The organism is Streptomyces sp. NPDC031274 (assembly GCF_055570235.1).
On record NZ_JBVIHP010000019.1, the window covers coordinates 60,826 to 80,045 of the forward strand.

The following is a 19,220-nucleotide window of genomic DNA, read 5'->3' on the forward strand; positions in this document are numbered from 1 at the left end:
CCCCCCCCCCCCCCCCCCCCCTCCCCCCCCCCCCCCCCCCCCCCCCCCCCCCCCCCCCCCCCCCCCCCCCCCCCCCCCCCGGGCCCGACCGGCATTTCAAGCCGTCCGGCGCCTGAGGACCGGGGTCCGGGGCGCGGCCCCAGGGGCGCCGCCGGAGGCGACGGCCAGCATCTGTCAGCGGGGAGTCGTACGCTGGAGACCCCCCGGCCCGTTCACGTTGCCGGGCGGTTCGCGTTGCCCCCGCGCGCCCTCGAACCTGGACGGAAAGCGAAAGCCCACATGAGCCTGCACGGTCTGCTCGACGCTGTCGTCAAGGACTCCGCACTCGCCGAAGCGGTCAAGGCCGCCACCGACGGCAACCGCACCCACGTGGACCTGGTCGGCCCGCCCGCCGCCCGTCCCTTCGCCATCGCGGCCCTCGCCCGTGAGACGGACCGCACCGTTCTGGCCGTGACGGCGACCGGCCGCGAGGCCGAGGACCTGGCCGCCGCCCTGCGCACGATCATCCCGCCGGACGGAGTCGTCGAGTACCCCTCCTGGGAGACCCTCCCGCACGAGCGCCTCTCGCCCCGTTCCGACACCGTCGGCCGCCGCCTCGCGATCCTGCGCCGCCTGGCGCACCCGAGGACCGACGACCCCGAGACCGGCCCGGTCAGCGTCATCGTCGCCCCCGTGCGCTCGGTCCTCCAGCCGCAGGTCAAGGGCCTGGGCGATTTGGAGCCCGTCGCCCTGCGCTCGGGCGAGACCACGGACCTGAACGACACCGTGGAAGCCCTCGCGGCAGCCGCGTACTCCCGGGTGGAGCTGGTCGAGAAGCGCGGCGAGTTCGCCGTGCGCGGCGGCATCCTCGACGTCTTCCCGCCGACCGAGGAGCACCCTCTGCGCGTCGAGTTCTGGGGCGACGACGTCGAGGAGATCCGCTACTTCAAGGTCGCCGACCAGCGCTCCCTGGAAGTCGCCGAGCACGGCCTGTGGGCCCCGCCCTGCCGCGAGCTGCTCCTCACGGACGACGTACGCGAAAGGGCCGCCGCACTCGCCGAGGCCCACCCCGAGCTGGGCGAGCTGCTCGGCAAGATCGCCGAGGGCATCGCGGTCGAGGGCATGGAGTCCCTCGCGCCGGTCCTGGTCGACGACATGGAGCTGCTCCTCGACGTCCTGCCGGAGCACAGCATGGCCGTGGTCTGCGACCCCGAGCGCGTGCGCACCCGCGCGGCCGACCTGGTGGCGACCTCGCAGGAGTTCCTCCAGGCCAGCTGGGCCGCCACGGCGGGCGGCGGAGAGGCCCCCATCGACGTGGGCGCGGCCTCCCTCTGGGGCATCGCGGACGTCCGCGACCACGCGAGCGACCTCGGCATGATGTGGTGGTCCGTCTCCCCGTTCGCCGCCGACGAGGACCTTGACGACGACACCCTCAAGCTCGGCATGCACGCCACCGAGACCTACCGGGGCGACACCGCGAAGGCGCTGGCCGACACCAAGGGCTGGCTCGCCGACGGCTGGCGCACCGTCTATGTGACGGAGGGCCACGGCCCCGCCGCCCGCACCGTCGAGGTCCTCGGCGGCGAGGGCATCGCGGCCCGCCTGGACGCGGAGCTCGCCGAGCTCACGCCCTTGCTCGTGCACGTCACCTGCGGCTCGATCGACTATGGCTTCATCGATCCCGCCCTCAAGCTCGCGGTCCTCACCGAGACCGACCTCTCCGGGCAGAAGGCGGCGGGCAAGGACGGCCAGCGGATGCCGGCCCGCCGCCGCAAGACGATCGACCCGCTGACCCTGGAGGCCGGCGACTACATCGTCCACGAGCAGCACGGAGTCGGCCGCTACATCGAGATGGTGCAGCGCACCGTCCAGGGCGCCACCCGCGAGTACCTGGTCGTCGAGTACGCCCCCGCCAAGCGCGGCCAGCCGGGCGACCGCCTCTACATCCCCACCGACCAGCTCGAACAGATCACCAAGTACGTCGGTGGCGAGGCCCCCACCCTGCACCGCCTGGGCGGCGCCGACTGGACGAAGACGAAGGCGCGCGCGAAGAAGGCGGTCAAGGAGATCGCCGCCGACCTCATCAAGCTCTACAGCGCCCGCATGGCGGCCCCCGGCCACGCCTTCGCGCCCGACAGCCCCTGGCAGCGCGAGCTGGAGGACGCCTTCCCTTACGTGGAGACGCCCGACCAGCTCACCACCATCGCCGAGGTCAAGGACGACATGGAGAAGACGGTCCCGATGGACCGCCTGATCTGCGGCGACGTCGGCTACGGCAAGACGGAGATCGCCGTCCGCGCCGCCTTCAAGGCGGTCCAGGACGGCAAGCAGGTGGCGGTCCTCGTGCCGACGACGCTCCTGGTGCAGCAGCACTTCGGTACGTTCTCCGAGCGGTACTCCCAATTCCCCGTGAAGGTGCGGGCGTTGAGCCGCTTCCAGACGGAGACGGAGTCCAAGGCGACCCTGGAGGGCCTGCGCGACGGCTCGGTCGACATCGTGATCGGCACGCACCGCCTCTTCTCCTCCGAGACGAAGTTCAAGGACCTGGGCCTGGTCATCGTCGACGAGGAGCAGCGCTTCGGCGTCGAGCACAAGGAGCAGCTGAAGAAGCTCCGCGCCAATGTCGACGTCCTGACCATGTCGGCGACCCCCATTCCCCGTACGCTCGAAATGGCCGTGACCGGCATCCGCGAGATGTCCACGATCACCACGCCCCCCGAGGAGCGCCACCCGGTCCTGACCTTCGTCGGTCCCTACGAGGAGAAGCAGATCGGCGCGGCCATCCGCCGCGAACTCCTTCGCGAGGGCCAGGTCTTCTACATCCACAACCGCGTCGAGTCCATCGACCGCGCGGCGGCCCGCCTCAGGGACATCGTCCCCGAGGCCCGCATCGCCACCGCGCACGGCCAGATGTCCGAACAGGCCCTGGAACAAGTGGTGGTGGACTTCTGGGAGAAGAAGTTCGACGTCCTCGTCTCGACGACGATCGTCGAGTCGGGCATCGACATCTCCAACGCCAACACGCTGATCGTCGAGCGCGGCGACAACTTCGGCCTCTCGCAGCTCCACCAGCTGCGCGGGCGCGTGGGCCGAGGCCGCGACCGCGGTTACGCCTACTTCCTCTACCCGCCGGAGAAGCCCCTCACGGAGACCGCCCACGAGCGCCTCGCCACGATCGCCCAGCACACGGAGATGGGCGCGGGCATGTACGTGGCGATGAAGGACCTGGAGATCCGCGGCGCGGGCAACCTCCTGGGCGGCGAGCAGTCAGGACACATCGCGGGCGTCGGCTTCGACCTCTACGTACGCATGGTGGGCGAGGCGGTGGCCGACTACCGCGCGCAGATGGACGGCAGTGTGGAGGAGGAGCCGCCGCTTGAGGTCAAGATCGAGCTGCCGGTCGACGCGCACGTCCCGCACGACTACGCGCCCGGCGAGCGCCTGCGCCTCGCGGCCTACCGCTCGATCGCGTCGGCGAGCAGCGAAGAGGACGTCAAGGCGGTACGGGAGGAACTCACCGACCGCTACGGCAAGTTGCCGGAGCCCGTGGAGAACCTGCTCCTGGTGGCGGGCCTGCGGATGCTGGCCCGCGCGTGCGAGGTCGGCGAGATCGTGCTGCAGGGCAACAACATCCGGTTCGCCCCGGTGGAGCTGCGGGAGTCGCAGGAGCTGAGGCTCAAGCGTCTCTACCCGGGCACGGTCATCAAGGCCAACGCCCACCAGCTCCTGGTCCCCCGCCCCAAGACCGCGAAGGTCGGCGGAAAGCCGCTGGTCGGGCGGGAACTGCTCGGCTGGGTCGGCGAGTTCCTGACGACGATCGTGGGGTCGTAGCCGGTTCTCCCGAGGAGACATGCCGGTCAGCACCCCCGTCGCTGACCGGCATGCCTGTGCCCCTAGGGCCCTAGCCGACGTGCACTTCGGTGTTCTGGCCCACGTGCAGCAGCCATCTCCCGTCGTCCTGCCGGGTCATGACGTAGAGCGGAGCGCCCTCGGTGTCCCCGTCGGCCGAGTGGTAGACCTGGCGCACCTTGACGGCCATCACGTCGGGCCCCAGGTACTGCGTGTGCACCACTTCGTAGGTGACGTCGCCGTCCCAGCTGGAGGCGGGCAGCACGGCGCGGGTGAACTCGGCGATCGCGTCGAAGCCGATGAGGACCTTGCCGTGGGCGGTCGTCCACAGTGCGTCGGGGTGGAACAGCGCGAGGAAGCCCTCCGCGTCCTTGGCGCGCTGGGTGCGCTCGACGGTGGCGACGGCCTGCTCGATGGCCTTGATGTCTGCGGTGCCTGCGATGTCTGCGGTACCTGCGATGACTGCGTTCTCGGTGTCCATGCGGCCACTGTGGTTCCTCAAGTCAACTTGAGGTCAAGGCTTGCAGGCCTCGGCGATCGACAGGCTGTCCTCGTAGAGGTGGTGGCGGGTGATGCGGCCGTCCTCGACGGTCAGCCGCAGCGCGAAGGGCCCCTCGAAGGACTTGCCGGTGGCGCGGACGGTCCCGGCGACGCGCCCGGTGAGCACGGCGTCGTGGCCGTCCACGAGGAAGGCGTCGAGAGTGGCGCCGGCGTCCTCGGGGACGGTGTACTCGGCCAACTCGCCCGCCTGGGCCGCGCATTCGGCGGCGGTGGAGCGGGGCCGGATCCAGGGCACGACGGGGTTCTCGGCGAGCAGCCAGTCGACCTTGTCGGCGAAGAGAGCGGTCAGGCGCTCGGTGTCGCCCGCCAGGCGGGCGGAGAGGAAGTCCTGGACGGTGGCGCGGGTGGCGTCGGAGATGGCTGCGGCTGTGGTGGTCGCGGTGGCGGTGGCGGGGCTCGTGGAGTTCATGTCCACGATGCTGCCGCGGGCGGCGGGGAGCGTCGATTACGCCGGAGGTAATGGGCGGCCGACCGGGTGGGGGGCGATATGGTCTAAACCGGTCACTCGCTACGGTGGTGGCCGGGCGTGTGGGCCAGGCATGTGGGTCAGGGGAGGGGAAGTGCCGTGGGGGCAGGGACCGTTGTGGGGCTCAGCTGTTTTCCGGTGAAGTCGATGCTGGGGGAGGACCGCGAGCGGCTCGTCGTCGACGGGCGGGGCGTGGCCGGTGACCGGCTGTGGGCCCTGCGGTACGAGGACGGGAAACTGGGGAGCGGGAAGAACAGCCGCCGATTCCGGCGGACGCCGGGGATGCTGGAGTACGACGCGAAGTACGAGGGCGACGTCCCCGTCGTCACCACGCCGGACGGCGAGACACTGCGCCCCGGCGATCCCCGTATCGGCGAACTCTTCGGCGCGGGCATCGAGCTGGTGCGCGAGGGCGAGGCGAGCCATCAGGACGCGGGCGCCGTCTCCCTCGTCGGCACCGCGTCACTGGCCGCCCTCGGCGAACTGCTGGGCGACTTTGACCCCGCCGACGTGCGCCGCCTGCGCAAGAACATCGTGCTCGGCACCGACGAGCCATGGATCGAGGAGGACTGGGTCGGCCGGGAGATCGCCTTCGACGGCGGCCTGCGCCTGCGTGTCACCATGCGCATCGAACGCTGCGTCATGACCACACTGGCCCAGCGGGAACTCCCCGCCGACCACCGCGTCCTGAAGACGCTCACCGCGTCGCGCGGCATGTGCATCGGGGTGTACGCGGACGTCGTGACGCCAGGAACACTCGAAATCGGAGCAAAGGTGACCGTCAAGTGACCCGTAGTACCACCGCGGTTCGTACCACGCTGCTGCTCGCACTCCTCGTCACAGGATCCGTCACCGGATGCTCGCCCGAGGAGAAGGACAGCGGCTCTTCCGGGCCCGACGCCAAGGCGGGCCCCGCGCTCGCCGCCGTCGACACGCTCACCGTGAAGGGCCGCGCGCCCAAGACCGGTTATGACCGCGACCGGTTCGGCAGCCCCTGGGCCGACACGGACTCCAACGGCTGCGGCACCCGCGACGACATACTCAAGCGCGACCTGGACGACGTGAAGTACCGAGACGGCGGGGACTGCGAAGTGGTCTCCGGGGCGCTGGCGCCCGACCCTTACACCGGCAAGGACGTCACGTTCGTGCGCGGTCGCAGCCAGGTCGACATCGACCATCTCGTCGCCCTCTCGGACGCCTGGCAGAAGGGCGCGGGCACGTGGGAGCCGAGCAAGCGCATAGCGTTCGCCAACGACCCGCTCAACCTCCTCGCGGTCGACGCGGGCCCCAACCGCGGCAAGGGCGACGGCGACACGGCCACGTGGCTGCCGCCGGACAAGGGCTACCGGTGCGCCTACGTGGCCCGGCAGGTCGCGGTGAAGAAGAAGTACGGGGTGTGGGTGACGGGCGCCGAGCAGGACGCCATGAAGAAGGTCCTTTCGAGCTGCCCGCGGGAGAAGCTGCCGACCGGGGGCACTGCGACGGCGGCGCCGGGACGGTTCCACGCGCGCTGAGGCGTCCTCGTACGTACCTCGTGCGTGCCTTGTCCGTACCTCGTCCATACCTCGTCCGTACCTCGTTCGTACAGAAAAGGGCTTAACAGGCGTGCCCGTGCCCGCTAGCGTCCCGGGCATGGACCTGAAGATCACGACGCTGTCCGAGCGACCCGAACTCGCGGGGCCGCTCATGGCGATGGACGACACCTGGCCGGAGTTCATCGGGAACGATCCCATCGCGTGGTCGATGATCGGGCGGATCGTCAAGGAGCTTCCCGAGTACGTCCTTGTCGCCACGGACGAGCGGGGCGCGGTCGCGGCCAAGGCGTTCAGCGTGCCGTTCGCGCTGCACGCCGAGGGGCGTGGGGAGCTGCCGGACGGCGGCTGGGACCAGGTCATGCTGTGGGCGTTCTCCGACCTGCGGCACGACAGGAAACCCGACACGGTGAGCGCGATCGAGATCACCGTGGCGAAGGACTACCTCGGGCAGGGCGTCTCCGGGCGGATGCTCGCCGCGATGCGCGAGACCGCTCGCGCGCGTGGCTTCGCGGAAGTCGTCGCACCGGTGCGCCCGAACGCCAAACACCTCGAACCGGCCGCGCGGATCGACACGTACGCCCAGCGCAAGCGGGACGACGGTCTTCCCGCCGACCCGTGGCTGCGGGTGCACGTGCGGGCGGGCGGCACCATCGCGAAGGTGGCACACGCGTCGATGACCGTGTCCGGGTCGACCGCGCAGTGGCGGGCGTGGACGGGACTTCCGTTCGACACGGCGGGCCCTGTCGAGGTGCCGGGCGCCCTGGTGCCGGTGCTCTGCGAGCCGGAGCGCGGGTACGCGGTGTACGTGGAGCCGAACGTGTGGGTGCGGCACGTGCTGTGACCACTGCGCCGCACCGCGCCCGACTCCGGTCGGTCGGTGCGCGACCCGCGACCCGCGACCCGCGTGACGGGCTGACGGGCTGCCGGACTGACGCGCTGCCCGACTGACGGAGACTGCCGGACTGCCGGACTGACGGACGGCACGCTTCCGCCGGAGTGACGCGACCCCCTCGCGGCGGGGGCCGCGATCAGGACGTGACCAGTACGGCAACGGTTCGGTACAACCCGGGACCGCTTCTCCTTATCGGCCTATACGCTCGAATCAGCATCCGTTCGTATTTCGACTTTCGGCCGTGCGTTCCCCGGGTTCCTCCGAGTTGCCCCGAGTTGCCCCGGGGGAAAGCGCGGCCACATCAGGTACCAGGAGCAGCCATGCACGGCCACGGCTACGCGCCGCAGCAACCGCCGCCGACCTCGGGCGGCACCCACACGACGCTGCGCGTGATGTTCGTGATCCTCGCCGTCATGTCGTGCGGCCTGCTCGCCTGGGCGATGATGCTGCGGCTCGCGCTCGTGACGCGCAAGCCCTCCGACTGGGGACTGTTCGGGCTCGTGTCCGCGCTCGACGTGACGGCTCTGGTGCTCGTCGCTGTCGACCCCGGCGAGGACGAGTTCCAGGGGCCCGGCAGCGCGGGCATGGTGGTCCTGCTCACGACGATGCTCGCCGCCGTCATCTACTACCTCTTCGCGGACATACGGCACTTCAACCGGTACGGACAGCCGCAGTACACGGGCTACGCCGGACCGCGGCCCGCCTACGGCTATCCGCAGCAGGGCCCCGCCGCCACCCCGGCCCACCTCCAGCCCACGCAGCCGCAGCACCACAAGCCGCCGACCCAGCAACCGCCGCTCCAGCAACCGCCGCTCCAGCAGCCACCGGCCCAGCACACGCCGCCCCCGCCCACGCGCCCCGCACCGGCCCGCATCCACCAAGTACAGGCCGAGCTCGACGAGCTCAGTGACTACCTGCGCAAGCAGGAAGGCGGAAACTGAACGTGTCACCGGGGACGCCACTGGGGGCGGGCGGCCGTGTCATCGCAGGGCGTTACGAACTCTCCGCGCTCATCGGCCAGGGCGGCATGGGCCAGGTCTGGACGGCGTACGACCAACGCCTCGACCGCCGCGTCGCGGTCAAACTCCTGCGCCCCGACCGGGTCGCGGGCGCCGAGGCCGACGAACTGCGCCGCCGCTTCGTGCGCGAGTGCCGCGTCACCGCGCAGGTCGACCACCCCGGCCTCGTCACCGTCCACGACGCGGGCACGGAGGACGAGGACCTCTACCTCGTCATGCAGTACGTGGACGGGGCCGACCTCGGTGACCACCTGGCCGAGCACCACCCCTACCCGTGGCAGTGGGCCGTCGCGATCGCCGCGCAACTGTGCGCCGTGCTCTGCGCGGTGCACGCCGTACCGATCGTGCACCGCGACCTCAAACCGCGGAACGTGATGGTCAAGCAGGACGGCACGGTCGCCATCCTGGACCTGGGCATCGCCTCGGTCATGGACACCGACACCACCCGCCTCACCCACACCGGTTCGCCCATCGGCAGCCCCGCGTACATGGCGCCCGAGCAGGCGATGGGCGGCGCGGTCGGCCCGTACACCGACCTGTACGCCCTCGGCGTCCTGCTGCACGAACTCCTCAGCGGAGACGTGCCGTTCTCCGGCTCCACCGCGCTCGGCGTCCTCCACCGCCACCTCTACGAACCGCCGGTCCCGGTCCGCCGCCTGCGCCCCGAAGTACCCGAGGCCCTCGAAGCCCTCGTGCTCCGGCTCCTCGCCAAGGACCCCCAGCACCGGCACGGCAGCGCCCAGGAGGTCTACGAGGAACTGGCGCCGCTGCTGCCCGCGCGCGGCATCCCGACCGGCGGCCCGCTGGACCCCACCCGCCCCTTCGTGCGCCCGCACGCCCCCTGGCCGGACCGGGCGGCGACACCCGCGCCGGCCCCCGACATCCAGCCGGACCGACCCGACCAGCGCCAGAGCCAGGGCAGCCACACCGATGTGGTGCGCGCGGTCGACGAGGTCAAGCGCCTCCTCGGCGAAGGCCGCATCACCCAGGCCGTGGACATCCTCGGCTCGATCCTGCCCGCGGCCGCCGCCAAGCACGGCGAGCACTCCACGGTGGTCCGCTCCCTGCGCAAGCAGTACGCGGCGACGCTGATGGACGACGGCCAGTACCGCCGCGCCCTGCCCGAACTGCGCCGCCTCGCCGACGAGCGCGCCGCGGAGTCGGGCCAGGCCGACCCGCACTCGCTCCAGTTCCGCTTCGAGGCCGCGCAGTGCCTGGAACAACTCGGCGAACCAGCGGCAGCACTCGCGGAGTACAGGGCCCTCCTGCCGTACTACGAGAACCGCTACGCCTCCGACGACCGCGAACGCCCGCTCGAAATCCGCCGCCACATCGGCCACTTGCTCCTTGCCCTGGGCGATCGCGCGGCGGCGCACGACACCCTGGGGCGGCTGCTCCTGGACGCCGAGCGGATGCACGGGATCGGACATCCGTTCCCGGCGGAGATCCGGCGTACGTTGCAGTGGCTAGGACAAGTGCGCGGGTAGTGACGGCTCGGCGCGAGGGTGCCCCAACTCTTCGAGAATCGTTGGTCGAATAGGTGGCCGAGGGACCGGCCACTGCCTAACATCGATCACCGCAAGACTTTGTGCACCGCCGCACAATCTCTCGACCGGGAGGCTCACTTGCACCGCCGCCGTCGTACCGCGCTCGTTCTCTCCGCCGCAGCCGTCGCCGCGGCTCCCCTCCTCACCGCCTGCGGCAGCGAGGCCCATCCGGGCGCCGCGGCCGTCGTGGGCGACGACCGGATCACGGTCGCGCAGCTGGAGAGCCGGGTGAACGAGGTGCGCGCCGCGCAGCGCGCCGCGATCCCGGACGAGCAGCAGTACGAGCAGGCCATCGCCAAGACCGGCGGCCTCACCCGCAGCACGCTGCACACGATGGTCCTGGACAAGGTGCTGCACCAGGCGGCGGCCGACGCGGGCGTCGCCGTCTCACGCCGCGAGATCCAGACGATGGAAGCGGGCCTGCGACAGCAGGCGGGCAGCAAGAAGGCCCTCGAACAGGGCTGGCTCCAGCAGTACAGCGTCGCCCCGTCCCGCCTCACCGAGAGCTTCCGTACGGAGATCGAGGCCCAGAAGCTCGCGAAGGTCATCGGCGCGGACATGAACGCCCCGGAGGGCCAGGCGGCCTTCTGGAAGGAGCTCTCCAAGGCCTCCAAGAAGCTGGACGTGGACCTGAACCCGCGGTACGGCACGTGGGACGTCGAGAAGAGCAAGCGCGCGGACGCCAAGACGCCGTGGGTGCGTGAGGTGTCCGGGAACGGCGAGGCACAGCCCAAGCAGGCGTAGAGGCACAGCCCGAGCAGGCGTGACAGCCTCGGGAACGGCGCTGTCGGCGCCGTGGGTTACGTTCGACGGGTGACGAACGAAACCACGCCCCCGGCCGACGCCCCCGGCCGCGTCATCCTCCTCACCACCAGCCACCGGGTGGCCCCCGGCCTCCTCTCCTGGCCCGCGTGGCAGGCCCTGCACGCGGCCGACGAGGTCCTGTGCGCCGACGCCACGCACCCTCAGCTGCCGTATCTGCGTGAGGCGGGCGTGGCGGTGGACCAGGCGGCGCCCACGGCCCAGGAACTGGTGGCGGCGTGCGCGGGCGACCGCACGGTCCTGATCGTCGCCACGGCCGAGGGCGACCGCGCCCTGACGGACGGCCTGGCGAGGCTCGCGGGCTCCGGCCGCCTCTCGATGCCGGACCTGGAACTGCTCCCGGCGTCGTACGACCTGCCGGGCGCCCGCCTCCTCGACCTGGTCCAGGTCATGGACCGGATCCGGGTCGAGTGCCCGTGGTCGTCCCAGCAGACGCACAAGGGCCTGGCGAAGTACGCGATCGAGGAGGCGTACGAACTGGTCGAGGCGATCGAGGAGGGCGACAGGGAGGAACTGCGCGAGGAGCTCGGCGACGTCCTGCTCCAGGTGGTCTTCCATTCCCGTATCGCCGAGGAGGACGAGGAGTCCCCGTTCTCCGTGGACGACGTGGCGGGCACGATCGTCGACAAGCTGATCCACCGCCACCCGCACGTATTCGGCGACGACTCGGCGGAGACCCCCGAGGACGTGAAGGCGCACTGGCTCCGCACGAAGGCACAGGAGAAGCAGCGCTCATCGGTCACGGAGGGCGTCCCCCTGGGCCAGCCGGGCCTGGCACTGGCATCGAAGCTGGCCGCACGGGCACGGACGGCGGGCCTGGAGGTACGGGCCCCCTCGGGCGACGGCGTCGGCTACGAACTCCTGGCACTCGCCCTACGGGCCGAGGCACAGGGCGTGGACCCGGAGGCGGCGCTGCGGGTCGCCGCGCGGGCTTATCGGGACGCGGTGCTTGTGGCGGAGGCGGATTCCGGCCGCTGATCAGCCTGTCCGGCGTTTGAGGACGAACACGGCGGAGCCGGTGATGACGGTACGCAAGGCGCCGGGCCAGAGGAAGGAAGCCTCCCGTACGCCGGATAGCGTCGACCCCATGCAAGACCAGCCGCCCGTCCCCGCAGCCTGCCCCGCAGGGGCCCCCGCGTCCGAGGCCCAGGGGCCAGACCCCGCCCAGGGGCCAGAACTCTTCACCTGGGAGTTCGCCACCGACCCCTATCCCGCCTACGCCTGGCTGCGCGAGCACGCCCCCGTGCACAAGACCCGGCTCCCCAGTGGCGTGGAGGCCTGGCTCGTCACGCGGTACGACGATGCCAAGCAGGCGCTCGCCGATCCGCGGCTCAGCAAGAATCCGGCCCATCACGGTGAGCCCGCGCACGCGAAGAGCAAGACCGGGATCCCGGGCGAGCGCAGTGCGAACCTCATGACGCATCTGCTCAACATCGACCCGCCGGACCACACCCGCCTCCGCCGCCTCGTCTCCAAGGCCTTCACGCCCCGCCGCATCGCCGAATTCGCGCCACGCGTGCAGGAGTTGACGGACCGTCTCATCGACCAGTTCGTCGAGAAGGGGGAGGCCGACCTCATTCACGACTTCGCCTTCCCGCTCCCCATCTACGCCATCTGCGACCTGCTGGGCGTGCCCCGCGAGGACCAGGACGACTTCCGTGACTGGGCGGGGATGATGATCCGCCACGGGGGAGGCCCCAGGGGCGGGGTCGCCCGCTCCGTGAAGAAGATGCGCGGCTACCTCGCCGAGCTGATCCACCGCAAGCGCCTCGAACCCGGCGACGACCTCATCTCGGGGCTCATCCGCGCCTCCGACCACGGCGAGCACCTCACGGAGAACGAGGCCGCCGCAATGGCCTTTATCTTGCTTTTCGCCGGTTTTGAGACGACCGTGAACCTCATCGGCAACGGCGCCTATGCCCTCCTCACCCACCCCGAACAGCGCGAGCGGCTCCAGGGCTCCCTCAGGGGCGGCGACACCGGTCTCCTGGACACCGGGCTCGAGGAGCTCCTGCGCTTCGACGGGCCCGTCGAACTCGCCACCTGGCGGTTCGCCACCGAGCGGCTGACCGTGGGAGGGGAGGACATTGCCGTCGGCGACCCCGTCCTCGTCGTCCTCGCCGCCGCCGACCGTGACCCGGAACGCTTCGACCGGCCGGACACGCTCGACCTCTCCCGCCGCGACAACCAACACCTCGGCTACGGCCATGGCATTCATTACTGTCTCGGCGCACCGCTCGCCCGGCTCGAAGGGCGGACCGCCCTCGCGACGCTTCTGCGGCGCCTCCCTGACCTGCGACTCGCGGCGGAACCTGACGATTTGAGATGGCGTGGCGGGCTCATCATGCGTGGACTCCGCACGCTGCCCGTGGAGTTCGCGCCCGCACAGCAGAGCAAATATCAGGCATCTGAAACGCCGTCCAGCTGACATGCCGTCAAGACTGTGACTTTCACGTGATCTCCGCTGCATCGACTTGTGACAAGCGTTCGACTCCCGCTACGTTCACCGACGACTCGGCATCCCGTGCCGCTGTCGTCGCTCCAGTCACGCGAAAGGCAACCGCATGCTCTCCGGCAATGGTCGTCACCGACGCCCCCGCCAGGCCCCGGCCCTGATCGTCGCGGCAGGAGTCGCAGGATCGGCCATCGCCATCCCGCTGCTCGGTGCCACCAGCGCGAGCGCGGCGGACGCCGCCACGTGGGACAAGCTCGCGGAGTGCGAGAGCGGCGGATCCTGGAGCGCGGACGCGGACAACGGGTACTACGGCGGGCTCCAGTTGTCGCAGCGGGTCTGGGAGGACCACGGCGGCCTCGACTTCGCGCCGAGCGCCGATCAGGCCAGCCGCTCGCAGCAGATATCCGTGGCCGAGAAGGTTCTCGACGACCAGGGGACCAAGGCCTGGCCGAGCTGCGCGCCGGTCGCCGGGCTCACTCAGGACGGCGCCGCCGCCGACGTCGACCCGGGCGCTCCGATCACGACGACGCCTTCCGACGAGTCGACGGAGTCGGCCGACCCCGGCGACTCGGATGACTCGGACGACTCGGATGAGCCGGGCGCGTCGCCGAGCGAGTCGGCCGACCCCTCGGACAGTGCCACGTCTTCGGACAAGTCCTCGGGCGAGTCCTCCAAGAAGCCTTCCGGTGAGTCTGGCAAGACCGATAAGGCCGATAAGACCGACAAGTCCGGCTCCGGCGACGAGGCGCGAGACAAGAATCACGACGAGTCGGGTGATTCGGGCGAGTCGGGTGATTCCGATGGCTCGGGCAAGTCCGGGCAGAGCGATGAGACTTCGCCGACCGCCACCCCCACCACCGGCGAGGGTGAAGGCCGCCACCGCGGCGACAGCGCGGACGGCAAGCAGCCCGGCGACGACTCCCGCGAGGGTTCGGGTCGGCACGCCTCCCGTGGCGACGAGCGTCAGCGGAACGGCTCGGACGGGACGTACACGGTCCGCTCCGGGGACAACCTCTGGGCCATCGCCGACGACCTCGACGTGAAGGGCGGGTGGACCGAGCTGTACGCGGAGAACGAGAAGGCCGTCGGCTCCGACCCCGACCTCATCCTTCCCGGTCAGAGCCTCGATTTGGGCGAAAAGTAGGGGAAGTTGGCGACTCGCTTTGCGCCTGATGTCTGGATTGGTGCAAGTGAGAGATGGGTCTCAGAAGCCCTGATCGTCTTTGGAAATCGACCGATCCCATGCCTACGGTCGTGACCGCTCGCCACAGCGGGCCCCGCCGGTCGGTACGCCGAGTCCTGCCAACGGCCGTTCGGGAACAGTCGTCGCGCAAGCGCCGTAGGCAGGAGCGGGGGAACCAAGGTTTCCGCCGGGCCCGGCCGTTCAGCATCGCGAGAGCGATGCGGAGGAACGGACGGGAACGGCTAGGGGTTAAGTCGCGCTCAAGGAAGCGCGGCCGGGCAACTTCATCGGCCCGAACCCGACAGCTCACCTCGCAGGCGTCGGTGAGGGGATCACTCATGCTGTTTTCCAGCAAGGGCAAGCACCGCCGCCCGTCCAAGGCCACCCGTGTCGCCACGCTCGCGGGCGTCACCGGTGTCGCGGTCGCAGCCCCGCTGATGGCGGCCGGCTCGGCCTCCGCGGCGACGAACTCCGAGTGGGACGCCGTCGCCCAGTGCGAGTCCGGCGGCAACTGGTCGATCAACACCGGCAACGGCTACACGGGCGGCCTGCAGTTCTCGTCGTCCACCTGGGCCGCGTACGGCGGTACGAAGTACGCGTCCAGCGCCGACCAGGCCTCCAAGGCCCAGCAGATAGAGATCGGCGAGAAGGTCCTCGCGGGCCAGGGCAAGGGCGCCTGGCCGAGCTGCGGCGTCGGCCTCTCGGGTGCCTCCAACGAGGGTGGCGGTGCGCAGGAGAGCGCCCCGCAGCAGACCCAGGAGCAGCCCAAGAACGAGCCCAGCGCCCAGACCGAGCAGCCGCAGCAGGCCGCTCCGAAGGCCGAGGCGCCGAAGACCGAGGCTCCGAAGACCGAGTCCAAGAAGACCGTCCAGACCCCGACCGGTAAGACGGTCAAGAAGGGTGACGGGGAGTACAAGGTCAAGAAGGGTGACACCCTCTCCAAGATCGCCGAGGCGAAGGACGTCAAGGGCGGCTGGCACAAGGTGTACAAGCTCAACGGCGACATCATCGACAACGCCGACATGATCTTCCCGGGTCAGCAGCTGCACCTCAGCTAGTTCTGGCGGGGCGCCTGCGGGGCTTGTCTTCCTCCGCGGGCGCTTCGTGCTCGCTTCGCGCAGTTCCCCGCGCCCCTTCGGGCGCTGCTCTCCCCGCCCCGGTGCGCGTATCCCCCGTACGCACCGGGGCGGGTTTCGTTGCCCTCCCTGCTTTGTTCCGTTCGGAAACATTTTGCTCTCGGTTTGTCCACCGGGCGGTCGCTCGGCTCGCTCTTGCCCGGGAGCCGGTTAGGCTCATGTCCGCGAGGCCAACGCCCCGCGTACCCGCGTCACATCCCAGAAGGAGATGCTCGTGCCGTCCATCGACGTCGTCGTAGCCCGGGAAATCCTGGACTCCCGAGGCAACCCCACGGTTGAGGTCGAGGTCGGCCTCGACGACGGCAGCACGGGTCGTGCCGCCGTTCCGTCCGGTGCGTCCACCGGTGCTTTCGAGGCCATCGAACTCCGTGACGGTGACCCCAACCGTTACCACGGCAAGGGCGTGGAGAAGGCCGTCCTCGCCGTCATCGAGCAGATCGGCCCGGAGCTCGTCGGGTACGACGCGACCGAGCAGCGCCTGATCGACCAGGCGATGTTCGACCTCGACGCCACCGACAACAAGGGCTCGCTCGGCGCCAACGCCATCCTCGGCGTCTCGCTCGCCGTCGCGCACGCCGCGTCGGAGGCCTCCGACCTGCCGCTCTTCCGCTACCTCGGCGGCCCGAACGCGCACCTGCTGCCCGTTCCGATGATGAACATCCTGAACGGCGGGTCGCACGCCGACTCGAACGTCGACATCCAGGAGTTCATGATCGCGCCGATCGGCGCCGAGTCGTTCTCCGAGGCCCTGCGCTGGGGCACCGAGGTCTACCACACGCTGAAGAAGGTCCTGAAGGACAAGGGCCTCGCCACCGGCCTGGGCGACGAGGGCGGCTTCGCCCCGAACCTGGACTCCAACCGCGCCGCGCTCGACCTCATCCTCGAGGCCATCAAGCAGGCCGGTTACGTCCCCGGTGAGCAGATCGCGCTCGCGCTCGACGTCGCCGCGTCCGAGTTCTACAAGGACGGCTCGTACGAGTTCGAGGGCAAGTCCCGCTCGGCCGCCGAGATGACCGAGTACTACGAGGAGCTCGTCGCCTCGTACCCGCTCGTCTCCATCGAGGACCCGCTGTTCGAGGACGACTGGGCCGGCTGGAACGTCATCACCGAGAAGCTCGGCGAGAAGGTCCAGCTCGTGGGCGACGACCTGTTCGTCACCAACCCGGAGCGCCTGGCCCGTGGCATCGAGGAGAAGTCGGCCAACGCCCTCCTGGTGAAGGTCAACCAGATCGGCTCGCTGACCGAGACTCTCGACGCCGTCGAGATGGCCCAGCGCAGCGGCTTCAAGTGCATGATGTCGCACCGCTCCGGCGAGACCGAGGACGTCACCATCGCCGACCTGGCCGTCGCCACCAACTGCGGCCAGATCAAGACCGGCGCCCCGGCCCGCTCCGAGCGCGTCGCCAAGTACAACCAGCTGCTCCGCATCGAGGAGATCCTGGACGACGCCGCGGTCTACGCGGGCCGTTCGGCGTTCCCCCGCTTCAAGGGCTGAACCGGCAGACCGGCTGAACTGGCGGGGTCGGCTGAACCCGCCGACTCCGCCGGACCCGCCGGGCTCCGGCTCCGCTGAGTAGTTACGTACGTCCCCGTACTCGGTCCCGTACCGTGTGCGGGGACGTGCTTTGCATCCAAGGGAAAAATCAGGGAGCAAAGGCGGAGCGAAGCGCAGCGTACGTATCGGGGAGGCGGCACACATGGCCGTGAAGGACCGCGACCGGTTCTCCACCGCGACCAGGCTGCGGCTGCTCGGCGAGCAGACCGCGGAGCGTGTCTACCGCTCCCAGACGAAGCGTCAGGCGCGCCGCTCCCGGCTCACGGGACGCGCCGCGCTCCTCGCGCTCGTCCTCTGCTCGCTGGTCGTCGCGCTCGCCTACCCGATAAGGCAGTACGTGTCGCAGCGCGCGGAGATCTCCGATCAGCGCCGCGAGCAGGCCGAGCACCGCGAGAACGTCGAGAAGCTGAAGGACGAGAAGGCCCGCTGGCGGGACGACGCGTACGCGGAGCAGCGTGTCCGGGAGCGGCTGCACTATGTGATGCCGGGCGAGACCGGCTACACGGTGATCGGCCCCGGGGCGGCGAAGGCGCAGCGCACCGACCAGGGGGCGGCCGCCAGGCCCTGGTACTCGAACGTCTGGGACGGCGTCGACAAGGCCGACCGCCCCGACGACGACTGACACGACTGACTTTTCCCGCCACGACCTCTCGTACTTCCTCACCCACTACCTCTCGTAGCGAACCGATCGAAAGACAGGCATGGAAACGCCCCCGCCGACCACCCCGCGCACCGAGCCCACCGACGCCGACGTCGAGGCCTTCAAGCAGCAGCTCGGCCGTCCGCCGCGCGGCCTGCGGGCCATCGCCCACCGCTGCCCCTGCGGGCAGCCGGACGTCGTCGAGACGGCGCCGCGCCTGCCGGACGGGACGCCGTTCCCGACGACGTACTACCTGACGTGCCCGCGGGCCGCTTCCGCGATCGGCACCCTTGAGGCCAACGGCGTCATGAAGGAGATGTCGGAGCGGCTGAAGACGGACCCCGAGCTGGCGGCCGCGTACCGCGCGGCGCACGAGGACTACATCGCGCGCCGTGACGCCATCGAGGTCCTGGAGGGCTTCCCGAGCGCGGGCGGCATGCCCGACCGCGTGAAGTGCCTGCACGTCCTGGTCGGCCACTCGCTGGCCGCGGGCCCCGGGGTGAACCCCCTGGGCGACGAGGCGATCGCGATGCTCCCGGAGTGGTGGCGCAAGGGCGCGTGCGTGAGCCTCGCCGAGGCGGAGAGCGAGCCCGTGGCGGGAGAGCGCGCATGACCCGCGTGGCAGCCATCGACTGCGGCACGAACTCGATCCGCCTCCTGGTGGCGGACGCCGACCCCGCGACCGGCGAGCTGGTCGACCTGGACCGACGGATGACGATCGTCCGCCTGGGCCAGGGCGTCGACAAGACGGGCCGCCTCGCCCCCGAGGCACTCGACCGCACCTTCGCGGCCTGCCGCGAGTACGCCGATGTCATCAAGGAGCACGGCGCCGAGCGCCTGCGCTTCGTGGCGACCTCCGCGTCCCGCGACGCCGAGAACCGCGACGACTTCGTACGCGGGGTCGTGGACATCCTCGGCGTCGAGCCGGAGGTCATCACCGGTGACCAGGAGGCCGAGTTCTCCTTCACGGGTGCGACGAAGGAGCTGACGGGCAGCGACCACCTCGCCAAGCCCTACCTCGTCGTGGACATCGGCGGCGGCTCCACGGAGTTCGTCGTCGGCGCCGACGGGGTCGGCGCCGCCCGCTCGGTCGACGTCGGCTGCGTACGCCTCACGGAGCGGCACATCCGCACGGACCCGCCCGCGCCCGCCGAACTCGACGCGGTCCGCGCGGACATCGAGGCCGCGCTCGACCTGGCGGAGCGGACGGTACCGATCGGCGACGCCCGCACCCTGGTCGGCCTCGCGGGTTCGGTGACCACGGTGGCCGCGATCGCGCTCGGCCTCGACGCGTACGACTCCGAGGCGATCCACCACTCCCGTGTCTCCTACGAGCAGGTCGCCGAGATCGTCGACCGCCTGACCCGCTCCACGCACGACGAGCGCGCGGCGATCCCGGTGATGCACCCGGGGCGGGTGGACGTCATCGCGGCGGGCGCGCTGGTACTCCTGTCGATCATGGACCGGACCGGGGCCAGGGAGGTCGTCGTCAGCGAGCACGACATCCTCGACGGCATTGCCTACAAAGTGGCAGAAGAGGTCCAGGAAGAGAAAGACAAGGCCTGATCTGCGGTGACGCAG

Annotated in this window: 17 protein-coding genes and 1 riboswitch; of the genes, 15 read left to right on the plus strand and 2 right to left on the minus strand. The window is 70.5% G+C overall.

Features of this window, described 5'->3' with window-relative positions:
* The first annotated feature begins 279 nt into the window (after positions 1–279).
* Positions 280–3,810 (plus strand): transcription-repair coupling factor, encoded by a 3,531-nt coding sequence (gene mfd, locus ACZ5CR_RS28105; protein WP_468862290.1) that lies wholly within the window; start codon positions 280–282, stop codon positions 3,808–3,810.
* Positions 3,811–3,880: 70 nt separating this feature from the next.
* Here the strand turns inward: mfd and ACZ5CR_RS28110 are convergent, their stop codons facing one another.
* Both ACZ5CR_RS28110 and ACZ5CR_RS28115 read right to left on the minus strand, forming a co-directional pair.
* Entirely contained in the window at positions 3,881–4,309 is a 429-nt protein-coding gene (locus ACZ5CR_RS28110; RefSeq protein WP_468862293.1) for an SgcJ/EcaC family oxidoreductase, read from the minus strand.
* 33 nt (positions 4,310–4,342) lie between these two features.
* Positions 4,343–4,798, minus strand: coding sequence for a nuclear transport factor 2 family protein (locus ACZ5CR_RS28115; RefSeq protein WP_468862295.1), 456 nt, complete (start codon positions 4,796–4,798; stop codon positions 4,343–4,345).
* Between the two features lie 156 nt (positions 4,799–4,954).
* Here ACZ5CR_RS28115 and ACZ5CR_RS28120 point away from each other — a divergent pair, with 156 nt between their 5' ends.
* The 14 genes from ACZ5CR_RS28120 (at position 4,955) to ACZ5CR_RS28185 (ending at position 19,205) form a co-directional block, all read left to right on the plus strand.
* Entirely contained in the window at positions 4,955–5,644 is a 690-nt protein-coding gene (locus ACZ5CR_RS28120) for an MOSC domain-containing protein (protein ID WP_468862297.1), read from the plus strand.
* The gene (locus ACZ5CR_RS28125) at positions 5,641–6,369 is read left to right on the plus strand and encodes an HNH endonuclease family protein (RefSeq protein ID WP_468862299.1); all 729 of its coding nucleotides are present in this window, start codon (positions 5,641–5,643) and stop codon (positions 6,367–6,369) included. Before ACZ5CR_RS28120 ends, ACZ5CR_RS28125 begins: the two co-directional genes overlap by 4 nt.
* 118 nt (positions 6,370–6,487) lie before the next feature.
* The gene (locus tag ACZ5CR_RS28130; protein ID WP_468862301.1) at positions 6,488–7,231 is read left to right on the plus strand and encodes an N-acetyltransferase; all 744 of its coding nucleotides are present in this window, start codon (positions 6,488–6,490) and stop codon (positions 7,229–7,231) included.
* 371 nt (positions 7,232–7,602) lie between these two features.
* Complete coding sequence (locus tag ACZ5CR_RS28135) at positions 7,603–8,223, plus strand: hypothetical protein (RefSeq protein ID WP_468862303.1); 621 nt, start codon at positions 7,603–7,605, stop codon at positions 8,221–8,223.
* 2 nt (positions 8,224–8,225) lie between these two features.
* On the plus strand, positions 8,226–9,788 hold the full coding sequence (locus ACZ5CR_RS28140) for a protein kinase domain-containing protein (protein WP_468862306.1): 1,563 nt from the start codon (positions 8,226–8,228) through the stop codon (positions 9,786–9,788).
* A 138-nt stretch (positions 9,789–9,926) separates the two neighbouring features.
* Positions 9,927–10,592 carry a SurA N-terminal domain-containing protein gene (locus ACZ5CR_RS28145; RefSeq protein WP_468862307.1) on the plus strand — a complete coding sequence of 222 codons (666 nt, stop codon included), beginning with the start codon at positions 9,927–9,929 and terminating at the stop codon, positions 10,590–10,592.
* Positions 10,593–10,661: 69 nt separating this feature from the next.
* Positions 10,662–11,648, plus strand: a complete 987-nt coding sequence (locus tag ACZ5CR_RS28150; protein ID WP_468862309.1) for a nucleoside triphosphate pyrophosphohydrolase — start codon at positions 10,662–10,664, stop codon at positions 11,646–11,648.
* Between the two features lie 109 nt (positions 11,649–11,757).
* Entirely contained in the window at positions 11,758–13,098 is a 1,341-nt protein-coding gene (locus tag ACZ5CR_RS28155) for a cytochrome P450 family protein (RefSeq protein WP_468862312.1), read from the plus strand.
* 136 nt (positions 13,099–13,234) lie between these two features.
* Entirely contained in the window at positions 13,235–14,269 is a 1,035-nt protein-coding gene (locus ACZ5CR_RS28160) for a transglycosylase family protein (protein ID WP_468862314.1), read from the plus strand.
* A 181-nt stretch (positions 14,270–14,450) separates the two neighbouring features.
* A riboswitch (cyclic di-AMP (ydaO/yuaA leader) is annotated at positions 14,451–14,643 on the plus strand.
* Positions 14,644–14,646: 3 nt separating this feature from the next.
* Positions 14,647–15,366, plus strand: a complete 720-nt coding sequence (locus ACZ5CR_RS28165; RefSeq protein ID WP_468862316.1) for a transglycosylase family protein — start codon at positions 14,647–14,649, stop codon at positions 15,364–15,366.
* A gap of 292 nt (positions 15,367–15,658) precedes the next feature.
* Positions 15,659–16,939, plus strand: a complete 1,281-nt coding sequence (gene eno / locus ACZ5CR_RS28170) for a phosphopyruvate hydratase (RefSeq protein WP_468862317.1) — start codon at positions 15,659–15,661, stop codon at positions 16,937–16,939.
* Positions 16,940–17,141: 202 nt separating this feature from the next.
* Positions 17,142–17,621, plus strand: coding sequence for an FtsB family cell division protein (locus ACZ5CR_RS28175; RefSeq protein ID WP_468862319.1), 480 nt, complete (start codon positions 17,142–17,144; stop codon positions 17,619–17,621).
* A 79-nt stretch (positions 17,622–17,700) separates the two neighbouring features.
* Positions 17,701–18,252 carry a DUF501 domain-containing protein gene (locus ACZ5CR_RS28180; protein ID WP_468862321.1) on the plus strand — a complete coding sequence of 184 codons (552 nt, stop codon included), beginning with the start codon at positions 17,701–17,703 and terminating at the stop codon, positions 18,250–18,252.
* Positions 18,249–19,205 (plus strand): Ppx/GppA phosphatase family protein, encoded by a 957-nt coding sequence (locus ACZ5CR_RS28185; RefSeq protein WP_468862323.1) that lies wholly within the window; start codon positions 18,249–18,251, stop codon positions 19,203–19,205. Before ACZ5CR_RS28180 ends, ACZ5CR_RS28185 begins: the two co-directional genes overlap by 4 nt.
* Positions 19,206–19,220: the final 15 nt, after the last annotated feature.

Coding starts and splice junctions, on each gene's coding strand:
- mfd (WP_468862290.1), top strand. CDS start 280: ATGAGCCTGCACGGTCTGCTCGACGCTGTCGTCAAGGACTCCGCACTC.
- ACZ5CR_RS28110 (WP_468862293.1), bottom strand. CDS start 4,309: ATGGACACCGAGAACGCAGTCATCGCAGGTACCGCAGACATCGCAGGC.
- ACZ5CR_RS28115 (WP_468862295.1), bottom strand. CDS start 4,798: ATGAACTCCACGAGCCCCGCCACCGCCACCGCGACCACCACAGCCGCA.
- ACZ5CR_RS28130 (WP_468862301.1), top strand. CDS start 6,488: ATGGACCTGAAGATCACGACGCTGTCCGAGCGACCCGAACTCGCGGGG.
- ACZ5CR_RS28135 (WP_468862303.1), top strand. CDS start 7,603: ATGCACGGCCACGGCTACGCGCCGCAGCAACCGCCGCCGACCTCGGGC.
- ACZ5CR_RS28155 (WP_468862312.1), top strand. CDS start 11,758: ATGCAAGACCAGCCGCCCGTCCCCGCAGCCTGCCCCGCAGGGGCCCCC.
- ACZ5CR_RS28160 (WP_468862314.1), top strand. CDS start 13,235: ATGCTCTCCGGCAATGGTCGTCACCGACGCCCCCGCCAGGCCCCGGCC.
- ACZ5CR_RS28165 (WP_468862316.1), top strand. CDS start 14,647: ATGCTGTTTTCCAGCAAGGGCAAGCACCGCCGCCCGTCCAAGGCCACC.
- ACZ5CR_RS28175 (WP_468862319.1), top strand. CDS start 17,142: ATGGCCGTGAAGGACCGCGACCGGTTCTCCACCGCGACCAGGCTGCGG.
- ACZ5CR_RS28180 (WP_468862321.1), top strand. CDS start 17,701: ATGGAAACGCCCCCGCCGACCACCCCGCGCACCGAGCCCACCGACGCC.
- ACZ5CR_RS28185 (WP_468862323.1), top strand. CDS start 18,249: ATGACCCGCGTGGCAGCCATCGACTGCGGCACGAACTCGATCCGCCTC.